The 14,591-nt window shown below is 66.4% G+C and carries 16 protein-coding genes; 12 read left to right on the top strand and 4 right to left on the bottom strand.

Annotated features, from left to right (window positions below):
- Positions 1 to 194 precede the first annotated feature (194 nt).
- The 7 genes from FB478_RS20905 (at position 195) to FB478_RS20935 (ending at position 8,610) form a co-directional block, all read left to right on the top strand.
- Positions 195 to 1,283, top strand: a complete 1,089-nt coding sequence (locus FB478_RS20905) for an iron-siderophore ABC transporter substrate-binding protein (protein ID WP_056391132.1) — start codon at positions 195 to 197, stop codon at positions 1,281 to 1,283.
- A 13-nt stretch (positions 1,284 to 1,296) separates the two neighbouring features.
- A complete protein-coding gene (locus FB478_RS20910) occupies positions 1,297 to 2,376 on the top strand; it encodes an iron ABC transporter permease (protein WP_056391136.1) in 1,080 nt (359 codons plus the stop codon).
- Positions 2,376 to 3,407, top strand: coding sequence for an iron chelate uptake ABC transporter family permease subunit (locus FB478_RS20915; protein ID WP_144601534.1), 1,032 nt, complete (start codon positions 2,376 to 2,378; stop codon positions 3,405 to 3,407). The genes FB478_RS20910 and FB478_RS20915 overlap by 1 nt, the downstream gene beginning before the upstream one ends.
- A gap of 1 nt (position 3,408) precedes the next feature.
- Positions 3,409 to 4,221 carry an ABC transporter ATP-binding protein gene (locus tag FB478_RS20920; RefSeq protein WP_144601529.1) on the top strand — a complete coding sequence of 271 codons (813 nt, stop codon included), beginning with the start codon at positions 3,409 to 3,411 and terminating at the stop codon, positions 4,219 to 4,221.
- 59 nt (positions 4,222 to 4,280) lie between these two features.
- Positions 4,281 to 5,288 carry a siderophore-interacting protein gene (locus FB478_RS20925; protein WP_186447864.1) on the top strand — a complete coding sequence of 336 codons (1,008 nt, stop codon included), beginning with the start codon at positions 4,281 to 4,283 and terminating at the stop codon, positions 5,286 to 5,288.
- A 182-nt stretch (positions 5,289 to 5,470) separates the two neighbouring features.
- Positions 5,471 to 7,666, top strand: coding sequence for a DNRLRE domain-containing protein (locus tag FB478_RS20930; protein ID WP_261377501.1), 2,196 nt, complete (start codon positions 5,471 to 5,473; stop codon positions 7,664 to 7,666).
- 98 nt (positions 7,667 to 7,764) lie between these two features.
- Entirely contained in the window at positions 7,765 to 8,610 is an 846-nt protein-coding gene (locus FB478_RS20935) for an SGNH/GDSL hydrolase family protein (RefSeq protein ID WP_026266174.1), read from the top strand.
- Between the two features lie 13 nt (positions 8,611 to 8,623).
- Here the strand turns inward: FB478_RS20935 and FB478_RS20940 are convergent, their stop codons facing one another.
- On the bottom strand, positions 8,624 to 8,929 hold the full coding sequence (locus tag FB478_RS20940) for a YciI family protein (protein WP_018771909.1): 306 nt from the start codon (positions 8,927 to 8,929) through the stop codon (positions 8,624 to 8,626).
- Positions 8,930 to 8,989: 60 nt separating this feature from the next.
- On the opposite strand from FB478_RS20940, the gene FB478_RS20945 reads away from it, so the two are divergent.
- Both FB478_RS20945 and FB478_RS20950 read left to right on the top strand, forming a co-directional pair.
- A complete protein-coding gene (locus FB478_RS20945) occupies positions 8,990 to 9,487 on the top strand; it encodes a MarR family winged helix-turn-helix transcriptional regulator (protein WP_026266173.1) in 498 nt (165 codons plus the stop codon).
- 43 nt (positions 9,488 to 9,530) lie between these two features.
- Positions 9,531 to 10,292, top strand: coding sequence for an SGNH/GDSL hydrolase family protein (locus FB478_RS20950; protein WP_018771907.1), 762 nt, complete (start codon positions 9,531 to 9,533; stop codon positions 10,290 to 10,292).
- Positions 10,293 to 10,322: 30 nt separating this feature from the next.
- Here FB478_RS20950 and FB478_RS20955 read toward each other — a convergent pair whose 3' ends face one another.
- The 3 genes from FB478_RS20955 to FB478_RS20965 are packed head-to-tail and all read right to left on the bottom strand — an operon-like array spanning position 10,323 to position 13,070.
- Positions 10,323 to 11,099, bottom strand: coding sequence for an FAD:protein FMN transferase (locus FB478_RS20955; protein ID WP_144601535.1), 777 nt, complete (start codon positions 11,097 to 11,099; stop codon positions 10,323 to 10,325).
- Positions 11,100 to 11,127: 28 nt separating this feature from the next.
- Entirely contained in the window at positions 11,128 to 11,601 is a 474-nt protein-coding gene (locus FB478_RS20960; RefSeq protein ID WP_144601532.1) for an FMN-binding protein, read from the bottom strand.
- Positions 11,598 to 13,070, bottom strand: coding sequence for a ferredoxin reductase family protein (locus tag FB478_RS20965; RefSeq protein WP_144601533.1), 1,473 nt, complete (start codon positions 13,068 to 13,070; stop codon positions 11,598 to 11,600). The genes FB478_RS20960 and FB478_RS20965 overlap by 4 nt, the downstream gene beginning before the upstream one ends.
- A gap of 318 nt (positions 13,071 to 13,388) precedes the next feature.
- On the opposite strand from FB478_RS20965, the gene rpmB reads away from it, so the two are divergent.
- From rpmB to rpsN, 3 genes are read left to right on the top strand one after another with little or no spacing between them, the layout of a single operon-like run.
- Positions 13,389 to 13,625 carry a 50S ribosomal protein L28 gene (gene rpmB / locus FB478_RS20970; RefSeq protein ID WP_013602738.1) on the top strand — a complete coding sequence of 79 codons (237 nt, stop codon included), beginning with the start codon at positions 13,389 to 13,391 and terminating at the stop codon, positions 13,623 to 13,625.
- Positions 13,625 to 13,792, top strand: a complete 168-nt coding sequence (gene rpmG / locus FB478_RS20975; RefSeq protein WP_013602737.1) for a 50S ribosomal protein L33 — start codon at positions 13,625 to 13,627, stop codon at positions 13,790 to 13,792. The genes rpmB and rpmG overlap by 1 nt, the downstream gene beginning before the upstream one ends.
- Before the next feature lie 2 nt (positions 13,793 to 13,794).
- Entirely contained in the window at positions 13,795 to 14,100 is a 306-nt protein-coding gene (gene rpsN / locus FB478_RS20980; RefSeq protein ID WP_009358853.1) for a 30S ribosomal protein S14, read from the top strand.
- Positions 14,101 to 14,591 lie beyond the last annotated feature (491 nt).

A 14,591-nucleotide genomic window follows, 5' to 3' on the forward strand; every position in this document is an offset into this window, starting at 1 on the left:
CTGTTCAGCGTGCCCTGGTAAGGGTGCCCTGCCGGCAAGGCAATCCTGCCAAATGTGCCCCGCCCTGTCCAAGAACCTGATGGCGGATGTGGCCTTTGTCACGTTGCGGGATTAGGTGACAAAAATGTTGCGTAATCGACATTTACATAGGTTAGCCTTACTTAAGTTTCCAGCAGCCTGATCCAAGGAGCCCCGTGACGTCCCCCCTCTTTTCCGGCCCTCTCTCCACCCGCCGGACGCTTTTCTCTTCCGCCGGCAAGGCGGCTGCGGTGCTCGCCGCGGCAGCCTTGACCCTGTCCGCCTGCAGCACGGGTCCGGCCTCTTCAGTGGCTGGCACGGGCGGCACCGGCAGCAGCACCCAGTTCCCGGTGACCATCGGCCATGCATTCGGCCAAACCACCATCGAGAAGCAGCCCGCGCGCGTGGCGACGGTTTCATGGGTGAACGACGACGTCGCGATTGCCCTCGGCGTGGTGCCCGTCGGTATCCCCAGGAACGAGTGGGGTGGCAATGACAAGGGGTCCACCCCCTGGAAGGACGCGGCGCTCGAAAAGCTGGGGGCCGGATTCGGATCGGCCAAGGCCCCCGTCCAGTACTCGGAGGCGGACGGCATCAACTTCACGGAAATCGCCAAGCTCGCCCCGGACGTCATCCTCGCCGCCTACTCCGGCCTCACCGAGGAGGACTACAGGAAGCTCAGCGAAATCGCCCCCGTGGTGGCGCACCCGGAAGTGGCCTACGGAACCTCGTGGCAGGACTCCACCACCATCATCGGCAAGGCCCTGGGCAAGGAAGCGGAAGCGGCCAAGCTGGTCTCCGACACCGAGGCCACCGTTAAGGACAAGGTCTCCCAGTACCCGCAGATCCAGGGCAAGAGCTTTATCTACGGCAACCTGGAGCCCGCCCGGGGTGACGGCGTCAACGTCTACACCGCCAACGACAACCGTCCCCGCTTCCTCACCGAAATCGGCATGACCCTGGCCCCGGTGGTCGCGGAGAACTCCAAGGGTTCCAAGGAGTTCTACCTTTCCTGGTCCGCCGAGAAGGCGAACGAACTGCAGTCGGACATCTTCGTCACCTGGGTTCCCGACGCGTCCACCGCGGAGGCCATCAAGGCTGATCCGCTGCTCGGGCAGATCCCGGCCATCAGGAAGGGCGCCCTGGTGGCCGACCAGGACAACACCCTGACCCTGTCCATCTCGGCGTCGTCGCCGCTGAGCCTGCCGTGGTCGCTGGATACGTTCCTGCCGCAGTTGGCCACGGCGGCGGATGCAGTGAAGTAGGGGCCGCGCCTTCATGGGTACGACGACGGTACGTCCGGCCGCCGGCACGGGCACCCAGGTGCGGGCCGGGGCAGCCGCTGCTCCCGTCTGCGGTGATGCGCCGGGAACGCGAGCCGCCTGGCTGGCCAGCGCCGTCGTCGTGCTGGTGCTGGTGGCCGGGGCGTCGCTGGCCGTAGGGGCACGGGAGGTTCCCCTTGCGACGGTATGGCAGGCCCTTTCCGCGTTCGATCCCGCCAACGGTGACCATGCCGTGGTGCTGGCCCGCATTCCGCGCACGGTCCTGGGCCTGCTGGCCGGCGGCGCGCTGGGCCTGGCCGGGGCCGCGATGCAGGGAGTTGCCCGCAATCCGCTGGCCGACCCCGGCATTCTTGGCGTCAACGCCGGAGCCGCCCTGGCGGTGGTCGCCGGCATTTACATCTTCGGTGTGGCCACCTTCTCCGGCTACGTTTGGTTCGCCTTGATTGGGGCCGCTGCTGCCGCAGTGGTGGTATACCTCATCGCCTCGCTGGGCAGGGAGGGAGCCACCCCGGTCAAGCTCGCGCTGGCCGGAGCCGCGCTCAGCGCCGGACTGTCCTCGCTCATGAACATCATCCTGGTCTCCAGCCAGGACACCCTGGACAGGTTCCGCTTTTGGCAGGTGGGCGGCATCGCGGGCCGTGACTGGACCGTACTCCTGCCCGGCCTGCCGATCCTGGCCGCCGGTGCGCTCATCGTGCTCCTGGCCGGCCGCACCCTCAACAGCCTGGCGCTGGGGGACGACATCGCGCGGGGGCTTGGCCGGCGCGTCGGGCCCTCGCGGGCCCTGGTGGCCCTGGGCATCGTCCTGCTCTGCGGCACCGCCACGGCATTGGCGGGCCCCATCGGCTTTGTGGGCCTGGTGGTACCGCATGCCGTGCGTGTCCTCACCGGGCCCGACTACCGCTGGATCCTGGCCTTCTCCCTGGTGGCGGCTCCGGTCCTGCTCCTGGCCGCCGACATTCTTGGGCGGGTGGTGCTGCCGCCGGGCGAAGTCCCGGCCGGCATCATGACCGCCCTCATCGGTGCGCCGGTGTTCGTGTGGCTGATCCGCCGCGGAAAGGGGGCCGGGCTGTGATGGCCAAGGGGGCCGGCAACCGGACCGCCGTGCTGGGCGCCGCCGTCGTGCTCCTGTTTTTCGTATCCGTCCTGCTGGGCAGCTACACGGTGACCGTTCCGGACTTCTTCGCCATCGTCTTCAACCATGTGACGGGCGGCGCCAGGATTCCGGGCGCCAGCTTCATCGTGATGGAGAACAAGCTTCCGCGGGCCGTCATCGGCACCATGACCGGGACTGCCTTCGGGCTGGCCGGCGCCCTGTTCCAGACCATGCTGCGGAACCCCCTGGCCAGCCCCGACGTCATCGGCATCAGCTCCGGGGCCAGCGCGGCGGCGGTGGTTGCGATTGTCATCTTCGGCGCCTCCGGTGCGCTGGTTTCCGGGGCGGCGCTGGCGGGTGCACTGGCCGTGGCAGGCCTGATCCATGCGATCTCCAGCGGCGGTGCCACTCGCAGGGCAGGCCGGGGGAGCGCCGCCGGAAACCGGCTGGTTCTTGCCGGCGTCGGGATCGCTGCCGCCCTGCACGCAGTGGTCAGCTTCCTGATGACCCGCGCGGACATCCGCACTGCCGCCGACGTCCTGGTCTGGCTCAATGGATCCCTGAACTCCGCCAACTGGGACCGGGCCGGAGTCCTGTTCCTGGCGCTCGCGGTGCTGGTTCCCGCCGTTGTGCTCATCGCCGGTCCGCTCCGCATCCTGGAACTGGGTGATGATGCCGCAGCCGGGCTGGGGGTCCGCGTCAATGCCGCACGCCTGGCGCTGGTGGTCATCGCGGTATCCCTGGCGGCAGTTGCGACGGCGGCCGCAGGGCCGGTGTCGTTCGTCGCCTTCCTGGCCGCTCCCATCGCCCGCCGCTTCGCCGGCAAGGCCAGCCTGCCGGCGTCGGCCCTGGTGGGCGCCCTGATTGTCCTGGCGGCAGACTATGTCGCCGCCAACCTGGCCCCCCTGTTCCTGGACGGCACCGTCCTGCCGGTGGGTGTTGTCACCGGCGCGCTCGGCGCCCCCTTCCTGCTGTGGCTCCTGGTCACGGCCAACCGAAAGGATGCCTGACGTGGCACTTCTCGAAGCACGCGACCTGACGCTCACGTACGGCCAGCGCTGTGTGGCGGACGGGCTCAACGTCCGGATTCCCGAGGGCAGGGTGACCACGATCGTGGGTGCCAACGCGTGCGGAAAGTCCACCCTGCTCCGCGGGCTGTCCCGGCTCCTGAAGCCCGCCGGCGGCACCGTGACCCTGGACGGCAGGGACATCCACACCCGTCCGGCCCGTGAACTGGCCCGGACCCTCGGCCTGCTTCCCCAGCACCCCACCGCCCCGGACGGCATCACCGTCCGAGACCTGGTGGGACGCGGGCGCTACCCGCACCAGGGTTTCTTCCGGAGCAGGAGTGACAAGGACGACGCCGCCGTGCAGCGCGCGCTGGAAGCCACCGGGACGCTGGACCTCGCCGGGCGCGACGTGGACGAACTGTCCGGCGGCCAGCGGCAGCGGGCCTGGATTGCCATGGCACTCGCCCAGGAAACCGACGTCCTGCTGCTGGACGAACCCACCACCTACCTGGACCTGGCCCACCAGGTGGAGGTCCTGGACCTGGTAACGGACCTCAACCGCAGACGGGGTATCACCGTGGCAATCGTCCTGCACGACCTCAATCTGGCGGCCCGCTACGCGGACCACGTCATCGCCATGAAGGACGGCACCGTGACAGCGGTGGGGTCCCCGCGCGAGGTGGTGACGGAAGGACTGGTCCGCCACGTCTTCGGCCTGGAGAGCCGGGTCATCCCGGACCCCGTTTCGGCCACCCCGCTGATCATCCCCATCGGCCGCCACCACACTGCCTACGAACTGGAGCCCGTCCCATGACGACCCGCGACACCGCCCGAGCACAAACGGCAACTGCACAACCGGCAAGTGCCCAGCCGATGAGTCTCGCCTTTGAGGTCACCGTTTCCTCCGTCCAGCAGCTCAGCCCCACCTTCCGCAGGATCACGTTCGGTGGCTACGCGTTGCGTGACTTCGGCGTCCGAGGCCACACCCTGGACCTCCGGATCAAGCTCCTGATTCCGTCCCTGGCCCCGGACGGCTCGCAGCTGCCGCTGCCGGCCGTCAACACCGGCCAGCCCGGCTGGTATCGGGATTGGCTGGCCATGGACCCGGAGGTGCGCGGCTCGATGCGGACCTACACCGTCCGTGAGGCGCGGCTGGACGCGGTCTATCCGGAGATCGACGTGGACTTTGCGATGCACAAGGACGGGCCGCACAACAGCGGGCCGGCCGCGGACTGGGCCCTGAAGGCCAAACCCGGTGACGCCCTCACCATCATCGGGCCCAGCAACCGTGCCGCCCACTGCATCACCGCCGGGACATACTCCGGCATCGAATGGCGGCCCGGCCTGGCCCAGCGCATCCTCCTTGCCGGTGACGAAACCGCAGTTCCCGCCATCTCCGCCATCCTCGAAACCCTCCCGCCGTACATGAGCGGGCACGCCCTCCTGGAGGTTCCCCAGGCCGGCGACTTCCTTGAACTGCAGTCCCCGGCGGACATCGAGATCACGTGGCTTGCCCGCGGCGCCGTCATCGGCCGCTCCCGGCCGCACGGCCAGCTGCTGCAGGAGGCCGTACGCACAGCAGTCCCCGTGCCGGGCTGGGTGGGCATCAAAGCGGACGGCGGCGGCGCCGGCCCGGAGCCCGAAGACGTCAACGTGGACACGGACATCCTCTGGGAAACCCCCGCACGCCTCGAAACGGGGGACATCGGCGCCGCCGGCAACCCCGGAATGCCCGCCGGCGCCATGCCCTTCTACGCCTGGATCGCCGGCGAAGCCGCCGTCATCAAGGACCTGCGGCGCTACCTGGTGCGCGACGTGGGGATGGACCGGAAACAGGTGGCCTTCATGGGTTACTGGCGGCAGGGCAAAGCCGAAGGCTAACCCCGGCCCGCTCGGCGCCTCCGCGCAGTAACACAAATTTTTTCAGCAATTTCCAATTAAGGAAATTGCTGTGTCACAGGGTGTGACACGCGTATGCTTCGGATATTTCAACTGGAACATTAAGGTCTCATTCCATGAAAACTATTCTGCGGCCAGCTGTTTCCGTCCTGACACTCTTAGTCATGCTCGCCTCACTTGCCGTAGTGGGCAGCGTGGCGAACGCGGTGGGAGCGCTGACATTCGCGCCGACCGCCGACAGTTACGTCCAGGCCGACCGGCCAACGGAGAACTTCGGGACCAGTGTGCGTTGGTCCACGGAGGGCCGGACAAGCATCTCGCGGAGCAGTCTCCTGCGGTTCAACGTCCAGGTCCCCGCCGGGGAACACGTCGTCTCGGCAAAGCTGCGGGCATATTCTGAGGCGGCGGCAACGTCGACCGAGTTTGTGGACGTTTACACCACCAGCGGCACATGGGCCGAAACGGGCGTCACCTGGAACAACGCACCGGCCCGCGGGAGTTGGCTGGCCAAGGCCGGCGGGTTCGCCACGGGGGCCTGGGTGGAATGGGACGTTGCCAAGGGCGTCGGCGCCACCGGCGGCGAGCAGAACTTCCGGCTCGAATCCAGCGCGCAGAAATGGCTGGGCTTCAAATCGAACCAGGCCCTGGACGCGGCACTCCGCCCAAAGCTGGTTGTCACCACCGCCGCTGACGCCGTGGTGACAAGCCCCGCCCCGACGCCAACCCCCACCCCTACCTCCACCCCTGCGCCCGCGCCCACTGATGCGGGCGGAGTCCAGGCTGCTGCCACGCAGAACTGGGGCGCACCTGTGGCCGGGGACGAGTTCAACTACACCGGAGCCCCGAACGCCACCAAATGGAGCGTGTACAACAGCGCAGGGCACGCCGGCCAAGGCATCCGCAGCCCGCAGCAGGTAACAGTGGACGGTTCCAAGATGGTCATGAGCGGGACCCCGGACGGGACCACTGCCGGCATGTCCGCGAAGTTCGCCAAACAAAAGTACGGGCGGTGGGAAGTCCGCGCCGCCGGGTCGGGCGACAATGAGTACCATATGGTTTCGATCCTGTGGCCGGACAGCGGAAACTGGCCTTGCGACGGCGAAGTGGATTACGCGGAAACAACGGGCGCCTGGAACGTGATCAACTTCTTCCAGCACTTCTCCTGCAGCAACTCCCAGACCAGGGCCAGCAAGACGCTGGACGTGACCCAGTTCCACAACTACGCAGTGGACTGGTCCCCCGCCGGGATGGTCGGATACGTGGATGGCGTGAAGTGGTTCGAGGACACCGACCCCAACCACCAGCCTCCGGGCAGTATGCACCAGACGCTGCAACTGGACTGGTTCCCTGATTCCACTGCTGACGGTGCTGCGGAAATGCGCGTGGACTGGATACGTGTCTACCCGGCCGCCGGCGGGACGAGCCCCACCCCGACTCCAACCCCCACCCCGACTCCAACCCCGGCGCCTACCACGCCGCCGGCGGGCGATTCCTTCGAGTTCGCCGCTGTTGGCGACATGAACCCGTCAGGAAATACGTCCACGAGTTCGGCGTCCGGCAAGAACGCTGCCAGCATCATCAGCGGCCTCAACGATGGTTCGTTGGATAATTTCCTTGCCATCGGCGACTTCCAGTACGACAAGGGGACCTGCTCGGCGCTTGGAGCGTGGAACACGCTGTGGGGCGGGTTGAAAGCCAAGACGTACTGGACCACGGGCCCCAACCACGATGTGGAGCCGGGTGTGAACGATGACGTGGACCGGTTCATGGACGGCCAGTGCGTCAACACCACCAAGTCCGCTACCAGCACCACTCTGGGCCGGTTCCAGGATGCGCTGGAGTGGTATTCGTTCGATAAGGGGAACTGGCATATCCTGGTGGCGCCCACGGCCACATGGCGCTACAACGTGGCCCGGGCGCAGGCGATGACCGCCGAAATGGACGCTGACCTGAAGGCGGCCAAGGCCGCGGGGAAGCATCTGGCGGCCGTCTACCACGACCCGTATTTCACGTCCGACACATCCAGCCACACGCGCTTCACCCAGGCGAAGCCCTGGATCGACATGTTCTGGAACAACCGGGTGAAAGTCCTGCTGTCCGGGTCCCAGCACAACTATGAGCGGACCTGCCCGGTGAACAACGCCGACCAATGCGTCCCCGACGGCATGCAGCAGTTCCAGGTGTCCACCGGCGGTATCGGCCTCCGATCGTTCGCGAGCAACCCGGCCTACGTCCAGCGGAAGTTCAGTGATACCTGGGGCCACCTGAGGATGAGCCTGAAAGCGGACGGCTCCTACACCTGGGAGTTCCGTCCGGTTTACGGAGGAATGCAGACGGACAGCGGGTCCCGGACGCCATAAGCGCTCCACCGATCCCGCAGCGCTTTCCCAGGCTCCCGCTCACTTACTGTTCATCCCGGCGTCGTCCTTGCTTTTCCCAGCGCCGCTACGTTGGGGCGGTGGTGACTGGATCCTTGCTTCCTGACTCCGGGCGGCGGGTGTTTGTGGCCCTTGGCGACTCCTTCACCGAAGGCGTGGGGGACCGGGATGAGCGGCTGCCCAACGGGGTGCGGGGGTGGGCCGACAGGGTTGCCGAGAAGCTCGCCAAGGCGCAGCCGGGGTGGAAGTACGCCAACCTGGCCATCAGGAGCAAGCGGCTGCGGCACATCATCGACGAGCAGCTGGAGCCGGCACTGCGGATGCGGCCAACACTGGTGACCTTGTACGCCGGCGGTAACGACATCCTGGACCTGAAGACCGATATGCCCGCGCTCATGGCGGACTATGAACAGCTTGTTGCCCAGCTCGCCGGCACGGGGGCCACAGTGGTCCTCTTCACGGGGTTCGACGTCAAGGTTTCCGCGCTCCTGGAGCCGTTGAAGAAACGCAACGCCTACTACAACCAGCGGGTGCGGGACATCGCGGAAAAGTACGGGGCCGTGCTGGTGGACTACTGGTGCCTGGATGCCTTCCACGACGCCAGGATGTGGGACTCTGACCGGCTCCACATGTCCAAGGCCGGGCACAAATACCTGGCCGGGCAGGTGCTGGACCAGCTGGGCGTGCCGCACAAGATCAAACCCAGGGACTGGGAGCCACCACCAAGGTTGGGCCTGCGCGAATGGGAACGGCGCCAGCGGCGCTGGGTCCATGACTGGGTCCTGCCGCTCTTTGGCCGCAAGCTCCGCGGGGTGACGCTGGGGGACAGGCTCAGCCCGCGCTGGCCCAAGCCTGTGAAGGTGCCGCGGAAAGGTGGCCTGAAGAAGCTCGCCGCAGAAGGGTACGACGGCGGCAGCCCACCCTAGCGGCCGCGTCACCTTAGGTGGTTTGCGCGGGCGGGGTGTCCAACAGGTTTTCGAACCCCGGGGCCACCCGGCCGGCGTGGAACTCCAGCACCTCGAAGTCGGCCACGCCGTTGATGTAGAACGGGTCCTGCGCAAGGCTCGCGTCAAGGGTTTCCCGTTCAGCCTGCGAGAGCAGCAGCCCTCCAGTGCGGGGAATCTTGCGGCCGGCGGCAATGAAGACACCGTCGTCGAACGCCTTTTGCAGCCAGGCGATGTGGGCGTCGTTGTGGAAGTCGACGATCTCCTGCGGCACGCGGTAGGTGAGGGAGACAACATACATGGGGCAAGCCTACCGGTGCCGCTTCCAGCTACTTGAAAGATCAATCGTAGAATGGGGGCCATGACCGAACCCCGCTGGCTCAACGCTGACGAACGCCGCGCCTGGCTGGCGCTGGTGAGCATCAATACGCTGCTGCCGGCGGCCCTCGACACCAGGCTGCATGCGGCCGGGAAGCTGTCGCTCTTCGACTACACGGTCCTTGCCATGCTGTCCGAGGCAGACGACCGGTTCCTGCCCATGAGTGAGCTCGCCGCCCGCAGCAGCGCTTCACTGTCCCGGCTTTCGCATGTGGTGACCAAGCTGCAGAAGCGCGGCTGGGTGGAGCGGCGTCCCCACCCCCATGACGCAAGGGTGACCACCGCGCACCTCACGGAGGAAGGCATGGCCACCATCGTTGGGCTGGCCCCGGGCCATGTTGAGGACGTCCGCGACCTGTTCCTCGATGCCCTGACCGGGCAGGATGTGCTGGACCTGGCGCGGATCGGCGAGAAAGTGGTGGGACGCCTGGACAAGGACCACTGGATCCTGCGCGAAACCCAGCCTGACCAAGCGACATAACCGGCGATTGGTTGCTTCCGGCAACGGATGGCAAACTAACCGCATGGATTTCACTTCCCGGTTCGTGGCCCTTGGCGACTCGTTTACCGAAGGCGTCGGTGACGACGACCCCACCCGCCCCAACGGGGTCCGCGGCTGGGCGGACCGGGTGGCGGAGCAGCTCTGCGCCGCTGATCCGGATTTCGGCTACGCCAACCTGGCCATCCGCGGCAGGAAGCTTCGGCAGATCGTGGCCGAGCAGGTGGACGCCGCCGTCGAACTTAAACCCACGCTGGTGAGCATCTACGCCGGGGCCAATGACATCCTCCGCCCGCGCGTGGACATCGATGACCTCCTGGTGGAGTACAACGACGCCGTCGGGAAGCTGGCGGCCACCGGCGCCACCGTGGTGATGTTCACGGGTTTCGATGCCCGGGGTTCAAAAGTGTTCGGCACCATGCGCGGCCGCACCGCCATCTACAACGAACTGGTCCGCGGAATCGCAGGGGACCACGGCGCCCTGCTGGTGGATTACTGGCGCTTCAGCGAGTACTACGACTGGGGCATGTGGGCCCACGACCGGATGCACATGTCCGCCGCCGGCCACGCCAACATGGCCAAGCGCGTCCTCGAGGTCCTCAAGTACGACCATTCCATCGACGTCCCGCCGATGACCCCTGTTCCGGAGTTGAGCGGCGCCGACGCCCTCCGCGCCAACGCCCGGTGGTTCCGCGAGTACGCCGCGCCGTGGGTGGTCCGGCGCGTCACCGGCAAGTCGTCCGGCGACAACCTGCAGCCCAAGTACGCCCAGCTCACCCGGCTGTAGCGGTTGTAGCGGCGGTGGGGCGCGGGCGGCTCAGGCGGGATGGAAGGCCGGAGTCGCCAGCATGGAGCCGTCAGCGCGGATCGCCAGCACGGCAACATCCCAGATGTCCGTGGCGCGGTTCAGCATCTGTGTTCCGCCGGCGACGATCGCCGTGGCCAGCACGTCGGCGGTGACAATGTCCGCGGCGGCCACGGTGACCTGGACAAACCCGGCGCCGCGTCCCACCCGCCAAATGTGCTCACCGCGTTCAGCGGAGCCGGAGGTGGCGATCGCACTGTGCCGGCTGCCCGCGCCCAGTGCGTAGCCGGTAATCAGGGTTTGGCGGTCCGCCGGATCCACGATGCCGGCTTTCCAGGGCTCGGCGCTGCCGGGGCGTGGTGAGCCGCTGACCAACACGTCGCCCCCGGCATTCAGGCACCAATCGTGCCGGCCCAGGGCCTGGAGCGACGTGCCCGCCTCGCGGAGGGCATGACCCTTGATGATCCCGGACAGGTCCAGGACGCCGTCAGGCCGTTCCGGGGTGAAGGCGCCCTCCGTGCGCAGCCGCCATTCGTGCGCCTCGGCGTACCGCTCTCGCATCCGGGCTGAGGCGCCCCGCAGCATCAGCTCGCCGCGGGCCAGCCTGGCCGCTTCCGAATCCGGGCGGTACAGGCTGAATTGTTCGTCCAGGTCGCGGAAAAGGCGTTCGACGACGGCGGTGGCGGCAGCCAGCTCATCGAGCCCAGGCTGCCCTTCCGCAGGGGAGCTGACGGGCAGCGTCAGCCCGATGACCGTGCCCATGCATTCAAAGGTGCGGGCCTTCAGCATGGCGGCGGGGGTTGCGGCGTCCAGGGGGCTAGAGGTGGGCTGCATCGATGGCCGCCTGGACTGAGGTCAGGTACGCATCGCTGGTAATGGTGGCGCCGCTGACGGTCTGGACATCCGCCGACTGCGCCGCGAGGACCTTGCTCCGGAGCAGGGGTGCCGCGCGGTTGCTGATCTGGATGGATTTGCCATCGGTGTTGGTGAGCTGGAGGGCGGTGATATCCGTGATCTTCCCGTTGGCCACCGTGATCTGGACCTGCACGGGACCGAACCGGGTCTGCACGGCGGTTCCCTTATAGGTGCCGGAAGCCGAGGTGCCCGAAGAGCCCGAGGAGCCGGACGTACCCGTACCCGTCGAGCCCGTACCCTTCGAGCCCGTGGTGCCTGACGCCGTCGTGCTTGATGCGACGGTGCTGATGCCGCCTGCCTGGGTGCCTGTTTGCCATCCCGCCAGGAGGATCCCGGCGGAGGCCAGGGCCGCTGCGACTGTTCCGCGTATTTTCACCAGTCAAACCTTTCGTGATGGATCTGTTCCCCGGAGACGCCGGCTTTCCCGGCATCCGCTATGACGTCGGCCGCCCACGCCGCCGGGCCGCAGACGTAGACGTCCGCATCCGCGATGTCAGGCACGTAGGAGGTGAGGCTGTAGCCGTTCCGCACGGCGTCCCCGGGAAGCCAGGTGGAGTGGCCGTGGGCCCTCGGCCCGGTGAGGTGGAAGAGCCGGACCCCCCTGGCTTGGCAGAGGTCGAGGATTTCGCTGCCCAGGTACAGCTCCTGGTCGGTGTGGCCGCGGAGCAGGACTGTTGCCTCGCCGGGAGCAAACGGCGTGGTTTCCAGCAGTGCGCGCAGGGGTGTGATGCCGATGCCGGCACCGATCATCACCACCTTGTTCCTGGTCCTGGCAGCTGTGCTGAGCAGTCCGTAGGGACCCTCCAGCGCCACCTTGGTCCCCTTCCGCAGCCGCAGGAGCTGGGCGGAGCCGCTGCCAAGGTTCCGTACGGTGACCCGCAGCGTCCCCTGGCCGTCCGGGCCCTGGAAGACGGGTTCGGCGGACAGGCTGAACGGGTGGGGATGCCACCACAGTCCCGGAGCCAGGAAGCGCCAGATGAAGAACCGTCCGCCCGTGCCCGCCAGCTGGTCCAGTTTCCGGCCATTCATGACGATGTTCACCACGCCCGGCGCCACGGCCTCCACGCGGGCCACCGACAGTTGGTGCCGCGCCGTGGCCAGTACCGGTTCCAGTACCCGGAAATACACCAGGGCAGCGCCGGTGTAGATGCAAATGGCCAGCCAGTACCAGCGCTGCCATGTGCCTGCCGCAAAGAGGCCTCCCACGCTGAACTGGTGGGGCAGCGACGTTGCCACCGCGGCGTAGGTCAGGAGGTGCACCACGTACCAGAACTCGTACGGGAAACGACGCCGTACAGCCACCAGGGACGTGACGACGACCGCGATGAACAGCGCCATGGAAACAAACGCCAGCCACATGTCCGGCACCTGCACCCAAAGGTTGACGGACTCGGTGAACGGATCCAGTCCTTCGGCCATGCCGTACCCAGCCGCGACCAGGAGGCCGTGTGCCAGAAGCAGGTACAGCGAAGGCTTTCCCAGCTTCCCGTGGAACTCCAGCGCGCGGTCGTGGCCGATGGTGCGGTCAATGAAGGGAATCCTCGCGGCCAGCAGCAGCATGAGCAGGACCAGGTCCATGCCCGCCAGCCCGGCCACGATGCCCGCCGCCGTGAACAGGGACGCCGGCGACGTGATCGCGGTGGCCCCGCCGTCGGCAAGCCAGAGGGCAATTGCGGCGGCAACGGAGGCCCAGGCAATGAGCGTCAGGAGGTCCGTCCGCAGCATGCGCTGCCGGTACTGTCGGGCAAACCAGCCACGGCCGGGCCTCTTCGTTGAAGGTGATGAAAGCTCCGGGCGGCCGGAACTGCTTGCGGCCGGAGATGCCGGCAGGAGCTGCGTGTTCATGTATCCAAGGTGCTTGGCGAAGCTATGTGCCTGCTGTGAAAAGGACCAACCTGTCGCTGTGACCTTTCGGCGGCCCTTATACACCCGATGACCCCCGATTGGTCTTTAATTGCGCCAACTCGTAGACTTGGTAGGCGCTAAGTGCGCGGAGCGTGCGCAATTGCTCCGGTTGCCCGGTAATTTTCTCCAGGGTGGCCGGTAGTTAGGGGCTCAAGTTGCGTGACTAACCGTTGCCCTTCTGCATTTTTGGGTCGCCCTTAGCAGCATGGTCCAGCAGCAGATATGCGGATCATTACTTTCAATTCTTGAGGAGAAGTCATGGCAGCACACTGCCAAGTGACCGGGGCCGAGCCGGGCTTTGGGCACAGCATTTCGCACTCGCACCGCCGCAACAAGCGTCGGTTCGATCCGAACATCCAGAAGAAGCGCTACTGGGTTCCGTCCCTGCGCCGTAACGTCACGCTGCAGGTCTCGGCACGTGGCATCAAGACCATCGACGTACGCGGCATCGACGTAGTCGTCGCCCAGATCCTGGCTCGTGGGGTGAAGCTCTAGTGGCTAAGGACAAGGACGTACGTCCGATCATCAAGCTCAAGTCGACCGCGGGTACGGGTTACACCTACGTAACCCGCAAGAACCGTCGTAACGATCCGGACCGCATGGTCCTGAAGAAGTACGACCCCAAGATCCGCCAGCACGTCGAATTCCGAGAGGAGCGCTAAACATGGCTAAGAAGTCCAAGATTGCTCGCAACGAGCAGCGCAAGGTCATCGTTGAGCGTTACGCTGCAAAGCGCCTCGAGCTGAAGAAGACCCTGGTTGACGAGAACGCAACCGACGAAGCACGCGAAGCAGCCCGCCTGGGCCTGCAGAAGCTGCCCCGCAACGCGTCCCCGATCCGTCTGCGTAACCGCGACATCATCGACGGCCGCCCCCGCGGTACCTTCCAGAAGTTCGGCATCTCCCGTGTCCGCTTCCGCGACATGGCCCACAAGGGCGAACTCCCGGGCATCACCAAGTCTTCCTGGTAATCCAGCACCGCTGAATCCAGCTGCTTGAGAAGGGCCGGCAACCTTAGGGTTGCCGGCCCTTTTGCTGTCTGCCGTGATGGCTGCCGGATGTGCGGCAGCGCACACAGCGGAATTACGACGGCGGGAGGCCGGCGGGTGCCCCGCATGGCCGTTCCTGCCCCGGAATCCCGGGGAATTGCAGCCATTGGATGACCGGTTTGCGGTGGGCTACGAGTGCGTGTATTGTTTTCTAAGTCGCCGCGGGGGAGACAGCCAAGAGCTGGTAACCGCGGGTGGCCAAACCCCCAAATTCAAGACCAAATTCTGGTCGCTCCTTAGGGCGCCGGAAATTGGTGGGGGACCGTCTTCTGGTCTGATGGGAATCCTGAGAAATGGATTTGCGTCGGGGTGGTTGATCGGGTAAGTTTGGAAAGTTGCTCCGGAGCGAGCCTGGACGTTGGTTTGGGTGGTGCCGGGTGTGTCTGTTGTTTGAGAACTCAATAGTGTGCCAA

The sequence above is a fragment of the Arthrobacter sp. AG367 genome (assembly GCF_007828995.1).
Classification (GTDB): Bacteria; Actinomycetota; Actinomycetes; order Actinomycetales; family Micrococcaceae; genus Arthrobacter.